The 21414-nt window shown below is 38.8% G+C and carries 22 protein-coding genes and 1 riboswitch; of the genes, 11 read left to right on the top strand and 11 right to left on the bottom strand.

Annotation, left to right across the window (positions count from 1 at the left end; genetic code table 11):
- Positions 1-26: 26 nt before the first annotated feature.
- From FA727_RS01495 to FA727_RS01485, 3 genes are all read right to left on the bottom strand, one after another.
- The gene (locus FA727_RS01495; RefSeq protein WP_136828970.1) at positions 27-746 is read right to left on the bottom strand and encodes a YwiC-like family protein; all 720 of its coding nucleotides are present in this window, start codon (positions 744-746) and stop codon (positions 27-29) included.
- A gap of 110 nt (positions 747-856) precedes the next feature.
- On the bottom strand, positions 857-1378 hold the full coding sequence (gene mobB / locus FA727_RS01490) for a molybdopterin-guanine dinucleotide biosynthesis protein B (RefSeq protein WP_306461646.1): 522 nt from the start codon (positions 1376-1378) through the stop codon (positions 857-859).
- Positions 1366-2631: a molybdopterin molybdotransferase MoeA gene (locus FA727_RS01485; RefSeq protein WP_136828969.1), complete on the bottom strand. Its 1266-nt coding sequence runs from the start codon at positions 2629-2631 to the stop codon at positions 1366-1368. The genes mobB and FA727_RS01485 overlap by 13 nt, the downstream gene beginning before the upstream one ends.
- A 252-nt stretch (positions 2632-2883) precedes the next feature.
- Here FA727_RS01485 and ric point away from each other — a divergent pair, with 252 nt between their 5' ends.
- The gene (gene ric, locus FA727_RS01480; RefSeq protein WP_136828968.1) at positions 2884-3579 is read left to right on the top strand and encodes an iron-sulfur cluster repair di-iron protein; all 696 of its coding nucleotides are present in this window, start codon (positions 2884-2886) and stop codon (positions 3577-3579) included.
- Positions 3580-3647: 68 nt separating this feature from the next.
- On the opposite strand, the gene moaA is transcribed toward ric, so the two are convergent.
- From moaA to FA727_RS01465, 3 genes are all read right to left on the bottom strand, one after another.
- Complete coding sequence (gene moaA / locus FA727_RS01475; protein WP_136828967.1) at positions 3648-4664, bottom strand: GTP 3',8-cyclase MoaA; 1017 nt, start codon at positions 4662-4664, stop codon at positions 3648-3650.
- Positions 4665-4960: 296 nt separating this feature from the next.
- Positions 4961-6082: a TIGR04053 family radical SAM/SPASM domain-containing protein gene (locus FA727_RS01470; RefSeq protein ID WP_136828966.1), complete on the bottom strand. Its 1122-nt coding sequence runs from the start codon at positions 6080-6082 to the stop codon at positions 4961-4963.
- A gap of 183 nt (positions 6083-6265) precedes the next feature.
- Entirely contained in the window at positions 6266-6574 is a 309-nt protein-coding gene (locus FA727_RS01465) for a metal-sulfur cluster assembly factor (protein ID WP_136828965.1), read from the bottom strand.
- 272 nt (positions 6575-6846) lie between these two features.
- On the opposite strand from FA727_RS01465, the gene FA727_RS01460 reads away from it, so the two are divergent.
- The 3 genes from FA727_RS01460 (at position 6847) to FA727_RS01455 (ending at position 8132) form a co-directional block, all read left to right on the top strand.
- Positions 6847-7665: a Cof-type HAD-IIB family hydrolase gene (locus FA727_RS01460; protein ID WP_136828964.1), complete on the top strand. Its 819-nt coding sequence runs from the start codon at positions 6847-6849 to the stop codon at positions 7663-7665.
- A 127-nt stretch (positions 7666-7792) separates the two neighbouring features.
- Positions 7793-7945, top strand: coding sequence for a hypothetical protein (locus FA727_RS24305; protein ID WP_170209226.1), 153 nt, complete (start codon positions 7793-7795; stop codon positions 7943-7945).
- A gap of 1 nt (position 7946) precedes the next feature.
- On the top strand, positions 7947-8132 hold the full coding sequence (locus FA727_RS01455) for a DUF3813 domain-containing protein (protein ID WP_136828963.1): 186 nt from the start codon (positions 7947-7949) through the stop codon (positions 8130-8132).
- 38 nt (positions 8133-8170) lie between these two features.
- On the opposite strand, the gene FA727_RS01450 is transcribed toward FA727_RS01455, so the two are convergent.
- Both FA727_RS01450 and FA727_RS01445 read right to left on the bottom strand, forming a co-directional pair.
- Positions 8171-8536, bottom strand: a complete 366-nt coding sequence (locus FA727_RS01450) for an intracellular proteinase inhibitor (RefSeq protein ID WP_246041654.1) — start codon at positions 8534-8536, stop codon at positions 8171-8173.
- A gap of 54 nt (positions 8537-8590) precedes the next feature.
- Entirely contained in the window at positions 8591-9421 is an 831-nt protein-coding gene (locus tag FA727_RS01445; protein ID WP_136830984.1) for a YitT family protein, read from the bottom strand.
- Between the two features lie 129 nt (positions 9422-9550).
- On the opposite strand from FA727_RS01445, the gene FA727_RS01440 reads away from it, so the two are divergent.
- A complete protein-coding gene (locus FA727_RS01440) occupies positions 9551-10414 on the top strand; it encodes a DegV family protein (RefSeq protein WP_136828962.1) in 864 nt (287 codons plus the stop codon).
- A gap of 81 nt (positions 10415-10495) precedes the next feature.
- Positions 10496-10627: a DUF3941 domain-containing protein gene (locus FA727_RS01435; protein ID WP_126408821.1), complete on the top strand. Its 132-nt coding sequence runs from the start codon at positions 10496-10498 to the stop codon at positions 10625-10627.
- 211 nt (positions 10628-10838) lie between these two features.
- Here the strand turns inward: FA727_RS01435 and FA727_RS01430 are convergent, their stop codons facing one another.
- Entirely contained in the window at positions 10839-11705 is an 867-nt protein-coding gene (locus FA727_RS01430; RefSeq protein WP_136828961.1) for a CvfB family protein, read from the bottom strand.
- 95 nt (positions 11706-11800) lie between these two features.
- On the opposite strand from FA727_RS01430, the gene FA727_RS01425 reads away from it, so the two are divergent.
- The 4 genes from FA727_RS01425 to FA727_RS01410 all read left to right on the top strand — a co-directional run bounded on the left by FA727_RS01425 (position 11801) and on the right by FA727_RS01410 (position 16439).
- Positions 11801-12292: a YajQ family cyclic di-GMP-binding protein gene (locus FA727_RS01425; protein WP_136828960.1), complete on the top strand. Its 492-nt coding sequence runs from the start codon at positions 11801-11803 to the stop codon at positions 12290-12292.
- Between the two features lie 85 nt (positions 12293-12377).
- A riboswitch (cobalamin riboswitch) is annotated at positions 12378-12554 on the top strand.
- A gap of 157 nt (positions 12555-12711) precedes the next feature.
- Positions 12712-14985 (top strand): ribonucleoside-diphosphate reductase subunit alpha, encoded by a 2274-nt coding sequence (locus FA727_RS01420; protein WP_136828959.1) that lies wholly within the window; start codon positions 12712-12714, stop codon positions 14983-14985.
- Positions 14986-15000: 15 nt separating this feature from the next.
- On the top strand, positions 15001-16032 hold the full coding sequence (locus FA727_RS01415) for a ribonucleotide-diphosphate reductase subunit beta (protein WP_136828958.1): 1032 nt from the start codon (positions 15001-15003) through the stop codon (positions 16030-16032).
- Positions 16029-16439 (top strand): flavodoxin domain-containing protein, encoded by a 411-nt coding sequence (locus FA727_RS01410; RefSeq protein ID WP_136828957.1) that lies wholly within the window; start codon positions 16029-16031, stop codon positions 16437-16439. The genes FA727_RS01415 and FA727_RS01410 overlap by 4 nt, the downstream gene beginning before the upstream one ends.
- A gap of 35 nt (positions 16440-16474) precedes the next feature.
- Here FA727_RS01410 and FA727_RS01405 read toward each other — a convergent pair whose 3' ends face one another.
- Complete coding sequence (locus FA727_RS01405; protein ID WP_136828956.1) at positions 16475-17926, bottom strand: alpha-amylase family glycosyl hydrolase; 1452 nt, start codon at positions 17924-17926, stop codon at positions 16475-16477.
- 158 nt (positions 17927-18084) lie between these two features.
- On the opposite strand from FA727_RS01405, the gene FA727_RS01400 reads away from it, so the two are divergent.
- Positions 18085-19014 carry a nuclease-related domain-containing protein gene (locus FA727_RS01400; RefSeq protein ID WP_136828955.1) on the top strand — a complete coding sequence of 310 codons (930 nt, stop codon included), beginning with the start codon at positions 18085-18087 and terminating at the stop codon, positions 19012-19014.
- 436 nt (positions 19015-19450) lie between these two features.
- Here FA727_RS01400 and asnB read toward each other — a convergent pair whose 3' ends face one another.
- Complete coding sequence (gene asnB / locus FA727_RS01395) at positions 19451-21301, bottom strand: asparagine synthase (glutamine-hydrolyzing) (protein WP_136828954.1); 1851 nt, start codon at positions 21299-21301, stop codon at positions 19451-19453.
- Positions 21302-21414 lie beyond the last annotated feature (113 nt).

Genomic DNA, 21414 nt, shown 5'->3' with positions numbered 1-21414 from the left:
AACTCGGTCAAATTGACCGAGTTCTTTTATATTAGAATTGCAATTGTCATAACGATGAAGAAAATGGCTGCATTGACGATTTCCAGTACGCCAACATCCTTCATAGTATATGGTTTCCCGTAAAAATAATAGGCTCTAACAAGGCTTGGAATAAAGGCAATCGCTACGATCCAATAGCCAAAAATCAGATAGAGTACAGGAACGATAACATGATAAGTCCAAGAAATTCGCTTGTATACGATGTTTTTCTTTTCCCTTATCATCGTTTTCACATAGAAGGTCGAACCAATGAAAAACAGACTAGATGCGACAAAGATCAGTATTGTATCTGCATTAATATGACCATATGGCAAATATGCACTTGCTAATCCAGCAATCCCAAAAACAATGATTGCACTGAAATCATTCAGTAAAGCACGGTCATTTTTTTTACGCGAAAAATACGCATTTATGATAAAAAATGGAATCATCGCTAGACCAAAATAGACTATCGATGGCCGAGTCCATAAAGGGATTAGCAATAATAATAGAGCTGGAAAAATATAAATAAGCGTCCACTTTCGATAGAACGGGATTTTTTTTCCTTTAAAAAGCAACAGCATTGGATAGGTTGCTAAATACAACAAGAGCCAGCCGATAAAAAACGGAATGTGTTGCCAGATGAAGGATTGCGTCACAACTCCTAACCAAAAAGGAATTATCAACATTGCCCATGCACCATGCTGATTCGGCATAAATAATTTCATGCTAGACTCACTCCTAATTTTCTACTTATCCATACTATATATGATTAAATAGTAAATCAGCGTGAGTGTCATCACATATTGGAAAACCGTCACATAAACTTCACATCTTATTAGTCGAAAGACCTTCGTTGCAAGTAAAGTGCGAGCCATTGTGGCCCAGCTTCATCCTTTATAGAAAAGGCTTTTATACTTTCAAAGTTATTGTCCATTTGATTCCAATAGAAAACAACCTTGATATTATCTAATTCGTCGAGCAATGTAAGATCCTCTTCGTTTCGAATCAGCACCACTTTTGGAAACGATTCGGGCTTATGTCCTTCTATTAGGATAACATTAGGCTTGAAAAAGGACAGAAGTTGGATCTTCTCTTCAAGTGACCACTTATTTTTTTCAGATTGTAGAAGCAGATGACCAGCGCCTTCTACTAGTGTAGCCAGTGCCCCTGCCTGCAAATGCTGATACGAATCCTTTCCCTCTTGAAAATCTGGTTTCCCACCATGCCCATGGTGCTTAATCGTCACTGCCGTTAATCCAAGTTCCGCTAATTCACGAATCAACTTTTTAATTAATGTCGTTTTTCCACTGTTTTGATACCCTACGATTTGAAAAATGGTAGGGTTCACCATGGCCATTGACTACCTTCATGCTCCTCTAGTAAAAGAACCTCTACCTCATCCCCAGCTTGATAGCCACGAGTTCCACCTGGCAAAATTGTTAATGAATTCGCACCTGCTAAGCTCATCACAATATTTGATTTATCCAATCCGCTCGGAGTCGTGATTAATTTCCCATCTGTGATGAAGCATTTGCTTCTGACAAAACGGGTAAATGGGTTTGCCTTCGGAAAATCCACATCAAGTATTGCCTTTTCTTTTCGTAAATGCGGCTGTGGAGAAAAGAGCATTTTCCGTATTACCGGTCTTGCAAATAACTCAAATCCAACATAACAAGCAGATGGATTACCTGAAAGACCAAACAAAATTTTATCATGATAATGAGCAACAGTCGTCACACTTCCTGGACGCATACCTACTTTATTAAACAATACTTCCGCACCTAGTTTTTCATAGATGGCAGGTAAAAAGTCAAAATCTCCAACTGAAACGCCACCTGTTGTAACAAGCATGTCCACTTTTTCAATTGCTTCCTTAATCGCTTCAAAACATGTATCAAACTCATCAGGAAGCGTACCAAAGTATATGACTTCTGCTCCTGTACGTTTCATTTGTCCACTAATCATATATGAGTTGCTATTCCTGATTTTGCCCGGCTGCAGTGGTTCGTCCACATTTAAAAGCTCAGTACCTGTGGCAAATAGCCCAACCTTTGGTTTTGCTGCAACAGGAACCTTTGCATAACCAAAGGTAGCTAGCACAGCTTGTATGCCTGGGTTAATTCTTGTCCCCTTTGAAACGAGTGTGTCTCCTTCTTTCGCATCTTCTCCTCGAAAAGAGACATTTTCTCCTGGCTTATGTACACGTTTTGTTGACATATATGCTTTGCCATCTCGTTCGTAATCACTCGTAAGCTCAAGCATAATCACACAATCACACTCTCCTGGCATTTGAGCTCCCGTCATAATTCTTACCGCTTGGAAAGGACCTACACTTTTATCGGAAACCAATCCTGCTCCAATATGATCTATGACCTCAAATTCAACTGGATGTTGCTGACTCGCTTCTGTTGTATCAATCGCACGGACAGCATAACCGTCGTATGGAGCACGATCAAAATGCGGTACATCACTTGTTGCTAATAGATCCTCTGATAAAAAGCGTCCATAGCTATCATTTATTGAGACATATTCTGTTTTTCCGTTCATTTGGATGTTCATTACTTTTGCTACTGCTTCATTTATAGAAATTGGTTTTCTGAACTCTCCCATTACTATCACTCCAACCTTGTAGTAAACCTATTTGATTATTATAAGCGTACATAATTTCCCGCTACATGACAAATATCACAGGTAAAAATTTCATTTTTTTGCACTGAGCAATCGTTTAATTATTTGCGTAAAAGCTCCACGAGCACCTTAACCACCATAATTTCACCAATGTGTGATATGTATCACGTAATTCTAAGAAAAAATCATTTATGCTTACAATGTGAAAATAAAAATTACAGGAGGTTCAGGATTATGTCCTTTCCTTTTAACGAATCATCATTAGTAAAAGATATTGTGAATGAAATGCCTAAGGCTGCAGATATTTTTAAAAAGCATCGCATCGATTTTTGCTGTGGTGGAAACATCCCATTGAGTGAGGCAGCAAATCAAAGAGCAGTAAATGTAGAAGAATTAACAAATCAATTAATCGAGGTATATGAGAACGCACAAAACTCATCAGATTCTCCAGAGGTTTGGACTGATTCCCCATCAGAAGAAATTATTAAGCATATCCAGGAACGCTACCATCGTCCACTTGAAGAAGAATTGGCTCAACTAAGCCCTTATGTGACAAAAGTAGCTAAGGTACACGGAGATGGCCATCCTGAGCTTATAAAGGTATACGAACTCTTTTATGTATTAAAAAAGGAATTACTTGAGCATACGAAGAAGGAAGATGAGTTTACTTTCCCTTCATTACTTAAGCTTGATGACCCAAGTGTGGCAAATCGGGATGAAATTGTTGCAGCTATCGTCGAGTTAGAAAAAGAGCATGATCATGCTGGTAGCATTCTAAAAGAATTAAGAGAGATTACTTCTGACTTTACGCCACCAATGGACGCGTGTGGTTCCTACCGATTAGTCTTTAAACGATTGGAATTACTAGAAGAAGAAACATACATGCATATCCATCTTGAAAATAATATTTTGTTCCCAAGATACATCTAAATCCACGGCTGCGATACATTATCGCAGCTTTTTTTATGAAAAAAACTCTCTCAATCGCTTGAGAGAGTTTATCCACCTATATAGGACATTTCAATTTTCTTTCGATTTGCTACGGTTTCTGCTGTACGAATATCCGAGTAACGGTCATCTCTTCCATTCCATATTTCACAAACACGTTCAACTATTTCCTGGTCATTTACGCCTGTTCTCATGAAATCTCTTAAATCATGACCATTCCCATTGAATAAGCATGTATAGATCTTTCCATCAGCTGACAATCTTGAACGTGTACAGCTAGAACAAAATGATTCTGAAACGGATGTAATAAAGCCAACATCTACATTCGTATCCTTATAACGATAACGCTTAGCAACCTCGCCATAATAGTCTGGGTCCACTGGTTCTAAGGAAAAATGCTCGCTCAGCTGCTCGAAAATTTTCTTCTTCGTTACAACATCATCCATTTTCCAACCATTTGAGCTTCCTACATCCATGAACTCAATATAGCGGAGTTGCAACTCATTATCCTTGCAAAATTGAGCCATCGGAATAATTTCCGAATCATTTAGGCCTTTTTTCACAACCATATTAATCTTGACACCTAAGCCTGCTTCTTGTGCTGCCTTTATCCCTTTTAAAATAGGCCCAACGCCAACATTACGCCCGTTGATTTCGCCAAACAATTCGTCCTTTAAGCTGTCTAAGCTAATATTGACCCGTTTTAAGCCTGCGTCCTTCAATGCTTTCGCATGCTTTGGTAGCAGGACTCCATTTGTAGTTAAACCAATATCCTTTAAGCCTTCTATCTTTGAGAGCATTTCCACTAAATAAGGAAGATCCTTGCGTAACAAAGGCTCTCCTCCAGTTAGGCGAATTTTTTCAACACCTAAACCTACAAAAATCTTTGCCAGACGCTCAATTTCCTCATAGCTTAATAATTGATTCCTTGGTAAAAATGCAAAGTCAGGGCCGAAGATATCCGCTGGCATACAATATTGGCAACGAAAATTACAACGATCTATAACAGAAATCCGAAGATCTCTTAATGGTCTATTTAATTGATCTTTTACTTTAGTCAATCCCATCAACTCCATATTTAGAGTGTGTTTCACTTCGAGTTGTATATTGTTATTACATCATAATTCCTATAAATATAGGTATAAAACGTATAATTGTCATGAAGTTGTCAACAATTTAACTTTTTTTTCTATTTTACCATTTACATTCATGAATCCATAATGGCACATCTCAAACTTAAAAACGAATAGTTTTTGATTCTAATTCAGGTATCTATTGGATCTTAATCTATTGTATAAATAAAGGTACTGTCCTAGAATACTCAACACAAAAATGAAGCGCACAAATTAGGCGCTCCACTCGATTACGCTTCTTTTTTTCGTAATGCTTTCGGTATATATACACAGAATGGTTCACTTTCTAAATAATCTCCTGTCATCGCGTACGCACGGGAACGGGAACCACCACATACATTTCTAAATTCACAAACTCCGCATTTGCCTTTGTATTTGTCTGGATTCCGTAAATCCTTGAAAATCGGTGATTCTCTGTATATTTCAGAAAGTGGCTGCTCTTTTACACTTCCTGCTTTGACTGGTAAAAGTCCACTCGGGTATACATCACCAACATGCGAGATAAATACAAAGCCATTTCCATCATTAACTCCCTTAGGTGCGCGTCCTAAACCATCAATCGATCCAGTCAGCCCCTGCTCAGTTAATGCATCTAAATAGCGAATTTCTTCTGTTTGTCCCTTTTTCTCTTTCAGCTTTTGTTGGATAAAAACTCTGCGGTAGTGCTGTCCCGCTGTTGTTTTAATATCGAATTTAACACGTTTGCTCAAATCGTGAAGCCACAGGAACACTTTTTCATGCTCCACTGGTGAAATCATATCACTTTCTTGACCTCTTCCTGTTGGGACAAGGAAGAACACACTCCAGAGTACACAATCTAACTCCTCTATTAGCTGCGCCATTTCCTCTAAGTAATTCACATTATAACGAGAAATAACGGTGTTAATCTGTATCGGAATTTCTAGCTCATGAAGGTACTTGATTCTCTCCATCGTTAGATCAAATGATCCTGCTGTTCCACGAAAATGATCATGGATTTCTGCGTTATGGCCGTCTAAGCTAAAAGCCCAACGTGAAAGTCCGACTGCCTTCGCTTTTTCAATCGCCTCTTTTGTTACATTCGGTGTTGCACTTGGTGTCATCGAAACACGGACACCTTTTTTAACAGCATACTCTGCGATATCAAATACATCTGGACGCATCAGTGGATCTCCACCTGTAAATACCAACATTGGATTATTCATTTCATATATTTGATCGATCAAGTCTTTTCCTTGTTCGAATGTTAATTCCCGGGGGTCTCTTTTATATTGCGCCTCTGCTCGACAGTGTAAGCATTTCAACTGACAAGCTCTCGTTAATTCCCAAATGACGATAAATGGGTCTTTATTAAAATCTCGACTAAATACCATTCAAAACGCCTCCCAGCTATTTTGAGGGACTTTTTGTTTGAACCAATTTCGTTACGAAATCGACTCTAAAAAAGTTTCTGTACATGCATTATAAAAGCTTTTTAGAGAGAAGAAAGTGAACTATCTCACAGTTAATGCAAAAAAACAGGGTTTCCCCTGTTTTTAACTGGATAATATTTAAAATCAACGAATGCCTAAAGCAATTTTTGCATAACGAGACATTCTGTCCTTTGTCCATGGTGGATTCCAAACGATATTTACTTCTGTACTCTTAACTTCAGGAATTTCTTCTAACGCTGCTTTGACTTGATCCACAATTGTACCTGCAAGTGGGCAACCCATTGTTGTCAAAGTCATTGTCACCGTCGCGTTCCCTTCTTCATCCATTTCTATATCATAAACCAAGCCTAAATTAACAATATCTATTCCAAGCTCTGGGTCAACAACTAGCTCAAGAGCTCCCATAATGCTATCTTTTACTTCTTGTTCCATTTGACTCACTCCCTTAAATCGTATTCATTTCTATCTTAGACAAAGATATGATTGTTTTCAAATGATAACTACATTCTATCTATTGGCATTAGTTGTTGTAGTGATTTCCATCATATCCGGCTAAAATAAAATTATTTATCATATTCTTTTACAAAACTTCACAAAAATTGTTACCATTATTAAGATTATCTATATTTTTAGTTTATCATGTAGACGAATAAAAACCCAAAGCTTTACACTATGAATATGAAATAAAACACAAAGGAGAAATTATGGCAGAAAAACACTTAATCGCATTAGATTTAGACGGTACCTTATTAACCGATGACAAAAAGATATCTGAGACCACAAAAAAAGTTCTTAAAAAAGCTCAAATGGATGGGCATATCGTGATGATTGCGACTGGAAGACCATTTCGTTCTAGTGAAATGTATTACCATGAGCTTAATTTAAATACCCCGATCGTTAATTTTAATGGAGCTTTTGTCCATCATCCGCTTCAAAATGATTGGCTTGGTTATCATGCTCCTCTCGATATTAAAGTGGCAAAAGATGTAGTTGAAGTTTGTCATGACTACCAATTCCACAACATTGTTGCAGAAGTAATGGATAAGGTCTATTTTCATTATCACGATGAAAGAATTCTTGATGTATTTTCCATGGGGAACCCGAAAGTTACAACAGGTGATTTGCGTAAGTTCCTTACTGACTCTCCAACAAGCATGCTGATTCATACAGAAGAAGATCAGCTAAAAGTAATTCGTAAACACTTGTCTGAAGTCCATGCAGAAATGATTGATCATCGTAGTTGGGCTGCTCCATGGCATGTAATTGAAATTATTAAGCATGGATTAAATAAAGCTGTCGGTATTCAAAAAGTTTCTGAGTATGTCAATATTCCAAAAGAGCGAATCATCGCATTTGGAGACGAGGATAACGATTTAGAAATGATTGAATATGCGGGGCATGGAATTGCTATGGGTAATGCAATTGCGCCATTAAAAAATATCGCGAATGATATAACGGTAACAAACGAAGAAGATGGCGTCGCTGTTTATTTAAATGACCTCCTCAATCTTAAAGCGATTTAAGGTTTTAGGCAAAAAGTGGCTTCATGAACATCTATGGTTAGAGCATACTAAACAGTGAAGCGGCAACGATTTTTCCCAAAAAAATCGACAGCGGTTTCGCAAGCTCGAAAAGCCAGGAGGGATTGGAATGGGTAGAAGTAGTAAATCGAAGCGCTTTGTCCAACGTGGAGTAGACGCAGTAACACAGCATGATAAACGCATTCCTTACCATACCACCTACGCCGAAGCGGAAGCTCAAAAAATGGCAAATGCAAAAGATTCCTCACTAGGAGGAATCTAACATGGGTAATCGCCTGTTCATTGAAGCAAGAAGTGCTGTAGAACAAGCAAAGAATGCGACCGGTAGCGGTCAGCATACTGAAATTGCTCGTGCGAAAAATGCCATTTCTTCCGCTTTTGCCAATTCTACAATGGCAGAGAGAAGACAATTAAGTCAACTGCAAAATGAGCTTGATCAATTAACGTAGAGAAAAGCCGGCACTGATATCGTGCCGGCTTTTCTTTTCTAATCGTAAAATTCCTCCAAAATGACAGGATAATTATGGACAATCTGATTGTCCTTATCCCGTTCATAAAGATTAAGAATGAGTGTAGCATTATAAGGAAGCTGATCTGCCGGAATTTTCACCGCAATTTTAAAAGGAGATGGGGATTTATCCGATAGGTTTATTTTCGTTTCATCGACATATTGATAATGCCCATCCTCCACTGTGTAAAAAAACGCTCCAGCTTCTGTATGAGCTTCCCCTTCAACAAGATATTCTCCCTTTTCACCGTCTACGAGAACATTTTTAAAAACAGTTTGTTCACCCGCTCCAAAAAGAAGGTTTGAAAGAAACGGAATCATTAATAAAAATTGTAACAGGCTCATCTTTTGGCACTCTCCTTTCTACTTTATTAGATTCCCCGCTCTCGCAAAAAATGACTAGTCCTTTCTGAAGAAACCGAATATCCCAGTTGTTTGAACAATATTTGTGAAGGCATGTGGGTCGACCTCTTTTAAAATTTGCTGTAGCTCGAACAGCTCATATCGGGTTATCACAATAATCATCATTTCCTTTGTTTCATTTGTAAAAGCCCCTTTTGCTGGGACTGTGGTGATCCCTCTCATTAGTTTAGAGTGAATCGCATTCTTCAGTTCCTCATATTTTTTTGTCACGATCATCGCTGTTAGTTTTTCATGACGCGTATGAATCGCATCAATGACTCTTGTGGAAGCATACAACGTGACGAGTGTGTAGAGCGCTTTTTCCCAGCCGAATAAAAAGCCTGCTGACAAAATAATGATGCCATTTAAAGCAAAAAAGTAAGTTCCAACAGGACGGTCAGACATTCTTGAAAGGACCATTGCGATGATATCCAATCCTCCCGTTGATGCCCCCACTCTCAACGTAAATCCAATTCCTAGTGCCGCAATGACTCCTCCAAAGACAGCATTTAATAAAATATCGTGTGATAATTGATAGATCGGGATGATTTCAAGAAATAAAGACATGAGTGCCACACTTATGAAACTGTACAAGGTGAACGACTTCCCAACTTTTAACCAACCAAGAATGGTAACTGGGATATTTAAGAGGAATAAGAGAACTCCAGTCGATACATTTCCGCCAAAAATACTTGATAGAAGTTGGGCTGTACCAGTGAATCCACTAGCATATACATTGGCTGGAATGAGAAAAAGATTCATGGCTACTGCATTTAATAGAGCACCAACCAAGACAACGATGAGTTTTTTTACATGAAGCAGAATAATAACTACCTCCTTTTTCAAGCGAAAAATTTATCTCTTATCCCTAATTTCCCCATTCTGACTACTATTTATTGAGTTTTTCTCATAATTTCTATAAACTAAAAGAAATGATTGAAAGCAGGTGTATGTTTTATGTCAGTAAAAATTCTAGCTGACAGCGCGAGTGATTTACCCCTAGAGTTTTTTGGAGAAAATGGCGTGACTCTCTTTCCATTGGGAGTTCACTTACAAGATAAGGAATACGAGGATCTCATCACCATTAAACCTTCTAAAGTTTACGATGCAATTCGTTCAGGCCATATGCCAAAAACATCACAAGTATCTCCTTCTCTTTTCGAAGAAGTTTTTACAAGTATGGCGAAAAATAACGAGGAAGGCATTTATATCGCCTTTTCATCTGGACTTTCAGGTACATATCAAACAGCCGTCATGATTCGCGATCAAGTAAAAGAGGAATATCCAAATTTACGACTTGAGATCGTTGACACGAAGTGTGCTTCATTAGGTTGTGGTCTCGTTGTCATGGAGGCAGCGAAATTAGCGAACGCTGGTGCTTCTTTTGAAGAGGTACTTGAAGATATTAAATTCCGTAGTGAGCATATGGAGCATTTATTTACTGTAGATGATTTAGACCATTTAGCTAAGGGCGGACGTCTTTCAAAAGCTTCTGCATTCATGGGCGGTTTGTTGAATATTAAACCACTTTTGAATATGGAGGATGGCAAGCTTGTTCCGATTGAAAAGCATCGTGGACAAAAGAAACTCCTTCGTCGCATTATCGAAGTAATGAATGAGCGCGGCAGTGAATTAGAAAAGCAAACGATTGGGATTAGCCATGCTGATAGCTTAGAAATGGCTCAAAACATGAAGGAATTAATTCAAGAAGAGTTAAAGGTAGCGGATGTGACAATTTCCGATATCGGTGCAGCCATCGGTTCACATACTGGCCCTGGCACAATTGCCTTCTTCTTCCTTAACGAATTACCATCTAAATAACCAAATACGTACATACTCCTTTTTAAGTTGAAGAACAATAAAGCGATGACCTTTATTCTTTAACAGAAAGGAGTATTTTTTATGCCACATACTTCTGATAATGATAAAAAAGCGCAGGACAACAATGCTTTTCGCCATGAGAAAAACATGGAGCGCGAGAAAAATCGCAAAGCAGGTAAACGTCAATACTCGAAAAAGACAGACCATTTATGATCGAAAAGAGCTGCTCCTTGGTGGGAGCAGCTCTTTTTTCGTGGATATCGGAGATTAGCAACTGAAGCGTGCAATTAGATAAGACTAACACACCATATATCGGTCTTTATTTGAATATATCGGTCTTTATCCAATTTTATCGGTCTAATTTCAAATATATCGGTCCTCATCCCCAATGTATCGGTCAATCCTGAACACAGCGTAATAAGACTTATTCTTCCGTCTTATTATACGTCCAACCATTCTCTTGATAAACGAGGCCATCCTTCATGAGCTTACCCAATGCTCTTTTAAAAGCACCTTTACTCATGCCAAAACGCTCTTCAATGTCCTCAGGCATGCTTTTATCCCAATATGGCATTGCACCGTTTCGCATTTGCAAATATGCGTATACTTTCTCCGCATCATCGCCTAAAGCTTCCTGTTTACGTGGAGCAAGGGAAACATTGATCGTCCCATCCTCTTTTACATCGATAACTCGGCCCTCTACTTTTTCTCCTAAACGAGGCTCCACAACTCGCTGAGATTCATGAATAAATCCTTTATAGCCTTCTGCAGTAAAAATCCAGCTACCTACCTTTGCAGTGCGGTAAATATGGCCTTGAATATTCTTGTTAAAATCATCACGCGTCGCCTTCACCTTTTTTTCATCAATGATTGGGTCAGTTGCAAGCTTCACATAAATACGGTTATTCCGATTTACTCTGAGCGTGATATATAAAAGGTCCCCCACTGTTGGCCAAACAGAACGCTTCGTTGGCAAATCCTCTTCTCCAAGAAGCATTTCTTTGTTAATCCCAATATCAAGGAACACACCTAATCCTTCCTTCGTATCACTTACCTTTGCCCAACCATAAGAGCCTACACGAACCTCAGGGATCGTCGTAGTAGCCGTCGCTCTTCCATGATTATCCGCATAAAGAAAGACCTCTACCTCATCTCCCTCTCTTAATTCAAGCTCTGTATCATTTTCATGAAGCAGGATATCTTCTTCCCCATTCGTTAAAAAATAACCATACTGGGCATATCGTGCCACCGTTAATGTTAGAATTTGTCCAATAAAATCATTTAAAGCCATTTAAAAACACTCCTCAAAAATCCGAAAGTTGTTTGAACTTGTTAATTTTACTATAATGAAGCCATAATGGGAAATTGTAGTTAGGAGGAATTATTATGGCAAAGGAAAGCTCTTTTGACATTGTATCAAAAGTAGAATTTTCAGAAGTAACAAACGCGATTACGATGACGATGAAGGAAATCTCCACTCGTTATGACTTTAAAGGTAGTAAAAGCAATGTCACACTTGATAAAGAAGAACTTGTTCTTGTTTCTGACGATGAGTACAAACTAGATCAACTTAAAGATGTACTCATTGGTAAGCTAATCAAAAGAAGTATCCCCATCAAGAATCTTGATTATGGAAAAATTGAAGGTGCATCTGGTGGAACTGTGCGCCAGCGTGCAAAGCTCGTTCAAGGTATCGATAAAGATAACGCCAAGAAAATTAATACGATAATTAAAAATAGTGGCCTAAAGGTAAAAAGTCAGGTTCAGGATGACCAAGTCCGCGTCACTGCAAAGAGCCGTGATGACTTACAGGCCATTATTTCAGCCGTTAGAGAAGCTGACTTAACCATTGATGTTCAATTTGTGAATTATCGCTAAGTGCTTGTCAAATTAAAACAGATCACATATAATGAAACAAACTTACATATATAGTAGGTTCAAATGAAACATAACACAATATATGGTATCAACCAATAAATTAGGTGTCTAAATAGACTTAATAGGGAATCTGGTGAAAATCCAGAACTGTACCCGCAACTGTAAGTGTGACGAAATAAGGATAACCACTATCACTATGATGGGAAGGCCTTAGAGTAGGATGATCACAAGTCAGGAGACCTGCCTTTTTTATCGCGTCATATCTTCTTCGGGAGTTGGGAAGGTAAAACGAAGGTATTTAAGAAAAGGCTTATTCCTTTCTATCTTAAAATCAACGTTTTAACCCATCTTCATTTTGAAGGTGGGTTTTTTATTTATCCTTTCCTCTCTACTCAAATTTTAAAAAGAGAGGTTTTAACATGCAAACAATAGAATCAAATCAAGTTCTCGAAGCACTTTCTCACACAGCCAAAAAGTACAACTTAAATGTTGGAGAAATAGAACAACAACTTCTTTCAACAAATGAAGTTTCACGTAGCCAACTCGTCCTTCAATACGCCTTAAACCGAATTGGCATGATTGAGCCCCACTGGACTTTTGTTGCAGCACAAATGCTACTTCTTGAGCTCTATGAAAAAGCAGCTAGCTCAAGAGACTATGAATCACGGCAAAAATATGGCGATTTTTATACAATGATTCAACACCTAACTGACATCGGAATCTATTCAAATGATCTGCTAGAAGTTTACAGTAAAAGTGAAATCGATCAGTTAGGTCGGGAAATCGCTCCAGATAGAGATCAGCTTTTTACATACATGGGCTTATTCCTTCTGTCTGACCGCTACTTAGCGAAAGACTATCACCAAAATTTGTACGAGCTACCACAGGAACGATTCATGATCATCGCCATGACATTGATGAAAAATGAAGTTCAGGGTCAGAGGCTTTCCTATGTAAAAGAGGCCTATTGGGCATTAAGCAATCTCTATATGACCGTTGCAACTCCTACTTTATCAAACGCTGGAAAAAGCTTCGGACAGCTCTCCTCTTGTTTTATTGACACGGTCGAGGATTCACTAGACTCCATCTATTTAAACAACTGGGATATTGCTCGATTAAGCAAAGACGGTGGCGGTATTGGAATCTATTATGGCAAAGTAAGAGCACTAGGTTCAGACATTAAGAAATTTAAGGGAAAATCCTCTGGCGTCGTGCCATGGATTCGTCTCATTAATGATACTGCGGTGAGTGTGGACCAATTGGGACAGCGTCAAGGAGCTGTAGCCATATATCTAGATATTTTCCATAAGGACATTATGAATGGCTTCCTAGATTTAAAAACCAATAACGGAGATGAACGAAGAAAAGCACATGATATTTTTACTGGAGTCTCTATTCCTGATCTTTTCATGAAAAAAGTCGAAGAAGTCGATGAAAATGGAAAGAGTATTGGTGAATGGCACACCTTCTGTCCACATCAAGTCAAACAAATAATGGGCTGGAAAGATGAAAATGGCGTTGCTCTTGGTCTTGAGGATTTTTATGACGAAGTAGACGAAAAAGCTTTCACCGAAAAATACGAAGAGGCTGTAAAGAACCCACTTCTACCTCGTAAAACGTATCGAGCAATGGATATCATGGTTCGCATAATGGTGGCACAGCTTGAAACTGGAACTCCTTATATGTTTTATCGTGATGAGGTAAACCGCCAAAATCCAAACAAGCATATTCTTGGCCGTGGTCGAACATCCATTTATTGTAGCAATCTATGTACAGAGATTGCTCAAAACATGTCTGCAACAACAATCCAAAAAGAATTCACCGACACAGATGGAAATATTGTCATTGTCCGTAAACCTGGAGATTTTGTTGTTTGTAACCTGTCTTCCGTACATTTACCGAATGCTATTGGTGCAAATGTGCTCGAACGGTTAATTGCCATCCAAATGAGAATGCTAGATAACGTGATTGATATAAATGATATTTCCGTTAAACAAGCGGAGGTGACGAATGAAAAATTCAGAGCTGTAGGGTTAGGTACCTTCGGCTGGCATCATCTTCTCGCTTTAAAGGGACTTGAATGGGAAACTGATGAAGCTGTCCGATATGCAGATGAAGTTTATGAAGAGATTGCTTTTTACACGATTAAGGCCTCAATGAAACTGGCAAAAGAAAAGGGAACATACTCATTGTTTAGAGGGTCTGAATGGGAAACTGGGGATTATTTTAGAAGAAAAGGCTATGTATCCGAGCGATGGTTGAAGCTTCAAGAAACCATTCGCGAATCTGGCCTGAGAAACGGCTGGATGATGGCCGTTGCCCCGAATTCTTCAACAGCGAAGATTGGTGGCTCAACAGACGGAATCGATCCCCTCTATGCCCTTGAGTATGCGGAGGAAAAGAAGAATTTCAAATTTAAGGTAACTGCACCAGATTTGAATCATCATACTTATTATTACTATCGCAAGGTTCGCCATGAACTTGATCAGAAATGGAGCATAAAGCAAAATGCAGCGAGACAACGTCATATCGACCAAGGAATTAGCTTCAATCTTTATGTTCGCCATGATATTAAAGCGAAGGAACTTTTAGAATTGCATCTTGAAGCGTGGAAAAATGGGCTCAAAACAACCTATTATGTCCGCAGCACGTCGCAAACTGAAATAGAAGAATGTGAAGCTTGTCATAGCTAAAAGGAGACTTTTTGGATGCTAAAAAAAATTAAACTATTAAACCCTCAATTTCCGAATAAATCAACAGGTATTGTGAATGGACAGGCATCGGGGATTTTAAATTGGAATGACATCGCCTATCCTCAAATGTACCGAATGTACCAAACCCTTCTCGCTAATTTCTGGAAGGCGCAAGAAATCAATATGCAGGATGATATTAAGCAGTGGGATCAGCTAAGTTCGATTGAAAAAGATGTATTTCTTCGTGTGAACACACAGCTGGCATCACTTGATAGTCTGCAGACTCCTACGATGACACAGGTAATGGATTACGTTACAGACCCGAGTTTTAAAGCAATTTTTGCGGTTATTGCTCAACAGGAAGCCGTTCATAATGAATCCTATTCTTATATCTTAAGTTCGCTTATTCCTTTAAGTGAGCAAATTGAACGATTCAACCAAGCGAAAGATGACCCAATTGTTCGTAAAAGAAATCAAATCATCTTAGTCGCTTATGAGAATTTTCGTAATGAGCCTACTCCACAGCATTTATTCCAGTTAGCTGTGCAGTCGATAAATCTAGAAGGAATCTACTTTTACGCAGGCTTTGCCTTTTTCTATCATTTAGCAAGGCAGCAGAAAATGCTCAAAACGAGCACGATGATCAGCTACATACAAAGGGATGAAATGCAGCATGCCTATTTTATCGCGCAGTTCATTCGGATTTTGCTGACAGAAAACCCTGAGCTAAATACGTCGGAAAATATTCAATATGTGCACGACTCTATTTCTTCAGCAGTTGAATTGGAAAAAGAATGGGCAAACTATATTTTAAAAGATATCCAAGGTATTAGTTTAGAAGAATTTGAGGGGTATGTTGAATATCTGGCTAATAAACGATTCCGCCAATTAGGACTGGAAAATCACTATGATGGACGAGAGAACCCAATGCCATGGATCCATGTTTTTAGCGACGAAATGATGAATGAAACGAAATCCGATTTCTTTGAGCAAAAATCACGGACTTACACGAAAGTGTCTGAAACGAATGGTTTTGATGAACTATGAAGCTAGCGATTGTCTATACCTCCATCACTGGTAATACAGAGGAGCTGGCTGAAGTTCTATCTGGGTGCTTTCGGGAGCAGGGAATGAAGACAGATTGTTACCCTCTCGAAAATTTTTCTCTAAGCTCTATTTCTGATTATGATAGTCTTGTAATCGGGACCTACACTTGGGGTGATGGAGATGTTCCAGATGAATTACTCCATCTTCAACAAGAGCTGTTACGTTGCCCTCAGCTTGTCACTGGAATTTTCGGTACGGGAGATCGCTTTTATCCAAAGTTTTGTGGGGCAGTCGATGAATTACAGGAAATTTTCCTAGACGCTGTTCCGTTAAAAATAGAGCTCTCCCCTCAAAGCATCGATATGTCACATATTGAGAACTTTGTTGGACAGGTACTCGGAACATAACAAAATGCAAGAGGATGCCCTCTTGCATTTTCCTATTATCTAGCTTTCCTTTTTAGTAAAAAGAGAAACCCAATGAACAGGACAAACACTCCTGCTGTAGCTACAATAAATGGGATATTCAGCCCCGTTTTTTCAGCCAGCAAATAGATTTCTGCTTCTTCCCGGTCAAGGATAATGTGATATTCCCCGTCCTTACTTCTTACTAAATTGTCGCTAAGCAAACCACGTAATTCCTTATTATCTTCTAATTCTGACGATGAAATCGTAACGGCTTGAGATTTTGTCATATTGTTTATCGCAACAACAGAAACTTCTCCATTATACTCTCGCTTGTACACAGTCATCCCGTCTTTTGCATACAGGACTTCCATGTCTCCTTTTCTTAAGGAAGGTAACTGTTGACGTACACTAGCAATACTCGTAATGTATTCAATTAATTCCTTATCTGTTCTAAAATCCATTTGGCGAAGATTATCAGGCTCTTCTCCACCATCCAAAGCGATTTCACTACCGTAAAATACAAACGGAACACCAGGAGTTGTGTATAGATAAGTCAAAGCCAATTTCCAACGCGGCCCAGGATGTTGATTGATTTCGATGGAATCTCTTGTAAATCGATGCATATGGTTATTATCCATAAATCCAACTACTGGAGTTACGTCGTCGATTGTTAAGGGCTGGTCAGGTTGAAAAAATGCCTCTCTTAACTCTTTATTGATAGAGTAATCGAAGTAAACATCCATTCCTGCATCCTTAATCGTTTCGTTTTCAGAGTGTAAATCTCCAAGTAAATAGAAATCTTTTTTTACCTCTTTCAGCGAACTCGTGAATTCCTGCCAAAATGCTACCGGTACATATTCAACATTTTCAAGTCGATAGCCATCAATATCGGTTTCTTCAATCCAATATGTTGCCGTATCGATTAAATAGTTTTGTACGTCTGGATTTTCTTGTGCTAGATCAGGAAAGCCATCTACCCAGCTAGTTTCAAGATTCGTGTTGTGCTCAGGGTGGAACCAATCTTTTTTCTCTGGGTCCTTTAACCATGGATGGTTTGGTCCAACGTGATTGGCATTAAAATCTATGAGCACCTTCATGTCTTTCTTATGTGCTTTATTTACAAGCTCCTTGAATTTTTCAAGTGAACCGAAATGCTCTTCAATCGTTTGAAAATCCTTCGTCCAATTTCCGTGATATCCGTTATCTTCATTATCAAAAATGGAGGACAAGTTAATCGTTGTGAATCCCATATCTTTTATGTAATCTAATCTGTCGATTATCCCTTGGAAATCTCCACCATGATATTTATTTGGGGCAGTTGCCTCAACATCCTGGTCGATGGAAAAATCATTATTGTTAAATCGATCAATATTTATGTAGTAAATGGTTTCATCCTGCCACGTACGTACTTCTTTTTCAGCCGCTTTACTAGGAAGCCCATAAAAAAGAAGCAACGGGATTAAAATGAATAGTAACCGCTTTTTCATCCGCGTTTCTCCTCTGCATTTGTTATTCTTCTATAAGATTATCGTTAAGTCCCCCGGTCAGTCAACTGAATCATTGTCGGATTTCCTAAAAATGGACATATTTCTTAGACTTGATGATGGAAGGGACATGATATGATAATTTACGTAAGACAAAATAAATGAAAGGCTGTGATTATTTGATTTTAAAACCCCGTAGTGAGTCCTCTGAATTGTTAATTCTTCGTGCTCTGTCCCCTAGAAAAAACTTTACCGAAAAAGAAAGACAGTATTATTTAGGTCTTGAAAAAGGATATGAAGGAGAACTAAAGTTTGATAAGTTGATGGAAACCCATTTGAACGAGATCCCCTTTTTAAATGACCTATTACTCGAGCAAAATAACTCACTTTTTCAGATTGATTCTTTAGGATGTTCAAAAGATGGTTTGTATTTATTTGATATTAAAAATTTTGAAGGAGACTTTATTGTAGACGGAGAAACTTGGAAAACTACTAACGGCACAGAACTCAAAAACCCAATACATCAATCCACTCGCTGCGAAACATTGTTTAGAAAATACTTACTAGAACGGAAATTCAATCTCCCCATCAAATCATATCTTATTTTTATAAACCCACACTTTACGTTGTACAATGCTCCTATCAATCCTTCGATTATTTTACCGACTCAACTTGATAAGTTCATAGAAAAGTTGCAAATGGATATCTCTAATCCAGGAACTAAATACACAAAGCTTGTTGAGCGCATTCTTTCAGATCATCGCTCAGGCTACCCAAATCCTAACCTCCCAAAATATGAATATGGTGAGCTTAAGAAGGGTGTCTTTTGTTCAGAGTGCAGATCTAATATGCTTTCAGATTTAGATAGGACAGGTAAAGTATTTTGTGGTGGATGTAGAAATGTGGAATCACTCGAATCTGCAGTACTGCGGAGTATTTGGGATTTTCAGTTACTATTTCCAGAGAAGAAAGTTACAACTGTGGAAATATTTAAGTGGTGTAATGGAATAGTTGGTTACAGAACAATCTTAAGAATTCTTATAAAGAACTTTAAACGTGAGGGTAACGGCAAAGCTACCTTTTATTTGTAGTAATTTATTTTGATTGACAACTTTGGCTCCTCCCTGCTCCATCCTGTCAATCAAACTGTCTTTGGTTGACAGCTTTTGCTCTTCCCTGCTCCATCCTGTCAATCAAACTGTCTTTGGTTGACAGCTTTTGCTCTTCCCTGCTCCATCCTGTCAATCAAACTATCTTTGGTTGACAGCTTTTGCTCTTCCTAGCTCTATCTTGTCAATCAAACAATCTTTGGTTGACAGCTTTTACTCTCCCTTGCTCTATCTTGTCAATTAAACTATCTTTGGTTGACAACATCCGCTCTTACCAACAACATCTTGTCAATTAAACTATTTTTGAGTGACATGATTCGCTTATCCCAATAGCAGCCTGTCACATAACCCCAAAAAGGACAACGTCCCCTCGCCAAAACACGAGCGGCTCGCTGTCCTTCAAAAACCCCAACAAACCTCAATCCACGATCTGAATCCCGTACTCCTCAAACCAAATGTCCAGCTGCACCAAGTACGCCAACAGCTGCGGGCCTGTCATCAACTGCCCAAACCAAGGCTCCTTGAAAGACGCTCCCTCTGATTCAATAATCCCTCGCAACTTCTCTTCATTAAAGAACTCATACAGTACCGAACTACGGTTTTTCATGATATCCCCTAACATCTGCTTTACAACAGCCGTATACTTCGGATTATGCGTTTTCGGATAAGGACTCTTTTTACGATATAATACATCATGCGGCAAAACATCCTCAAGAGCCTTACGAAGTAACCCTTTTTCCCGATTGCCGTACGTCTTCATCTCCCATGGTATATTCCATACATACTCAACTAAACGATGGTCAGCAAATGGTACACGCACCTCAAGGCTTGCGCCCATGCTCATTCGGTCCTTGCGATCAAGCAATGTCGTCATAAACCAAATCATATTCAAATAAAATAGTTCTCTGCGACCAGCATCCAACTTACTTTCCCCTTCTAGACGCGGTGTCTCCGCAACTGTTTCTTTGAATTTCGCCATCATGTAGTTTTCCAACTGAAGCTTCTGCTGCCAATCCTCTTTTAACAAACTTTGTCGTTCATGAATCGACCTCATCCAAGGGAAGCCCTGTCTTTGTAGATCATCTGGACGATAAAACCAAGGATACCCACCAAAAATCTCATCGGCACATTCACCAGACAAACTTACAACGAAATCCTTCTTGATCTCACGACAGAACCAAAGCAAGGAGGAATCAATATCCGCCATTCCTGGTATATCTCTAACATGTAAAGCCTCTCTTAAATAACCAGCCAAGTCCTCCTGCGTGATTATACAACTATGATGAATCGTGTTAAACTCCTGAGTCATTTGCTTGATAAAAGCAGCATCAGAGTTTGGCTGGAACTCATTTGCTTTGAAAAATTGATCATTTCCCTCATAATCGATCGAATACGTGTGAAGTTTGCCTTTTCCAGTCCGCTCATACTCCATCGCCGCAATCGCCGTAATGGCACTCGAATCCACTCCGCCAGATAAGAACGTACATAATGGAACATCTGAAACAAGCTGTCTTTCAACCGCGTCCGTAAATAAAAAACGCACCTTCTCGATCGTCTCTTCAATGGAGTCTTCATGCTTTTCACTTTTTACATTCCAATAACGCCAAATCTTTAAGCCGTTCCTTGCTGAAAGAGATAAAGCATGACCTGGTCGCAACTCACTGACGCCTTTAAACACACCATTTCCTGGAGACCTAGATGGGCCCAATGCAAATATTTCTGACAATCCTTCCCGGTCAATTTCAGTCTTCATATCTGGATGAGCTAATATCGCCTTTATTTCAGAGGCAAAAATAAATCCTTTCGGCAACTCAGCATAAAATAGTGGTTTTACCCCTAGACGGTCTCTTGCCACAAACACTTGTTGCTTTCTTTCATCCCAAATTGCAAAGGCGAATATCCCGTTTAAAAAATCCACGCATTTTTCTTCCCATTCTATATAGGCAGATAACAGAACTTCTGTATCCGAATGACCTTGAAAGGAATATCCTTTTATTAGTAACTCTTTGCGTATTTCTTCCGTATTGTACAGTTCGCCATTGTAACAAATAATATAGCGGTTGCCGTTCTTGTCTCTTTGCATTGGCTGTCTACCGCCTGCCGCATCGACCACGATCAGTCTTTTGTGACCTAATCCTACATGTGTGTCTGTCCAAATATTTGTGTCATCAGGACCGCGTTTCGCTAATGTTTCTGTCATTGTTCTTAGCGTTTCCGTTTCAACTTGTAGATTTTTTCCGAAGTCTACCCAGCCTGTTATTCCACACATTGTTATCATCCTTTCGTTACTGAACGTGTGTCTTTTCACATAAGCTTAGTTGTATCTTATGCTGGGCTCAAAAAATGGTTAATTGTCCTAAATTTAAAATCACCGTTTAAAAA

The organism is Robertmurraya kyonggiensis (genome assembly GCF_005116465.1).
Lineage (GTDB): Bacteria > Bacillota > Bacilli > Bacillales > Cytobacillaceae > Robertmurraya > Robertmurraya kyonggiensis.
The sequence above is the reverse complement of the archived record's forward strand: the minus strand, read 5'-3'. Positions and strand labels throughout refer to the sequence as shown.

Bases quoted from the DNA above. Each gene is read 5' to 3' on its own strand.
- FA727_RS01470 (WP_136828966.1), bottom strand. From the start codon at position 6,082: ATGGTATTTAGTCGAGATTTTAATAAAGACCCATTTATCGTCATTTGG.
- FA727_RS01495 (WP_136828970.1), bottom strand. From the start codon at position 746: ATGAAATTATTTATGCCGAATCAGCATGGTGCATGGGCAATGTTGATA.
- ric (WP_136828968.1), top strand. From the start codon at position 2,884: ATGTCCTTTCCTTTTAACGAATCATCATTAGTAAAAGATATTGTGAAT.
- FA727_RS01455 (WP_136828963.1), top strand. From the start codon at position 7,947: ATGGGTAATCGCCTGTTCATTGAAGCAAGAAGTGCTGTAGAACAAGCA.
- FA727_RS01450 (WP_246041654.1), bottom strand. From the start codon at position 8,536: ATGAGCCTGTTACAATTTTTATTAATGATTCCGTTTCTTTCAAACCTT.
- moaA (WP_136828967.1), bottom strand. From the start codon at position 4,664: ATGGGATTGACTAAAGTAAAAGATCAATTAAATAGACCATTAAGAGAT.
- FA727_RS01465 (WP_136828965.1), bottom strand. From the start codon at position 6,574: ATGGAACAAGAAGTAAAAGATAGCATTATGGGAGCTCTTGAGCTAGTT.
- FA727_RS01460 (WP_136828964.1), top strand. From the start codon at position 6,847: ATGGCAGAAAAACACTTAATCGCATTAGATTTAGACGGTACCTTATTA.
- FA727_RS01425 (WP_136828960.1), top strand. From the start codon at position 11,801: ATGGCAAAGGAAAGCTCTTTTGACATTGTATCAAAAGTAGAATTTTCA.
- FA727_RS01430 (WP_136828961.1), bottom strand. From the start codon at position 11,705: ATGGCTTTAAATGATTTTATTGGACAAATTCTAACATTAACGGTGGCA.
- FA727_RS01405 (WP_136828956.1), bottom strand. From the start codon at position 17,926: ATGAAAAAGCGGTTACTATTCATTTTAATCCCGTTGCTTCTTTTTTAT.
- FA727_RS01435 (WP_126408821.1), top strand. From the start codon at position 10,496: ATGCCACATACTTCTGATAATGATAAAAAAGCGCAGGACAACAATGCT.
- FA727_RS01415 (WP_136828958.1), top strand. From the start codon at position 15,001: ATGCTAAAAAAAATTAAACTATTAAACCCTCAATTTCCGAATAAATCA.
- asnB (WP_136828954.1), bottom strand. From the start codon at position 21,301: ATGTGTGGAATAACAGGCTGGGTAGACTTCGGAAAAAATCTACAAGTT.
- FA727_RS01420 (WP_136828959.1), top strand. From the start codon at position 12,712: ATGCAAACAATAGAATCAAATCAAGTTCTCGAAGCACTTTCTCACACA.
- FA727_RS01410 (WP_136828957.1), top strand. From the start codon at position 16,029: ATGAAGCTAGCGATTGTCTATACCTCCATCACTGGTAATACAGAGGAG.
- FA727_RS01485 (WP_136828969.1), bottom strand. From the start codon at position 2,631: ATGGGAGAGTTCAGAAAACCAATTTCTATAAATGAAGCAGTAGCAAAA.
- FA727_RS01400 (WP_136828955.1), top strand. From the start codon at position 18,085: ATGAAAGGCTGTGATTATTTGATTTTAAAACCCCGTAGTGAGTCCTCT.
- FA727_RS01440 (WP_136828962.1), top strand. From the start codon at position 9,551: ATGTCAGTAAAAATTCTAGCTGACAGCGCGAGTGATTTACCCCTAGAG.
- FA727_RS24305 (WP_170209226.1), top strand. From the start codon at position 7,793: ATGGGTAGAAGTAGTAAATCGAAGCGCTTTGTCCAACGTGGAGTAGAC.
- mobB (WP_306461646.1), bottom strand. From the start codon at position 1,378: ATGGCCATGGTGAACCCTACCATTTTTCAAATCGTAGGGTATCAAAAC.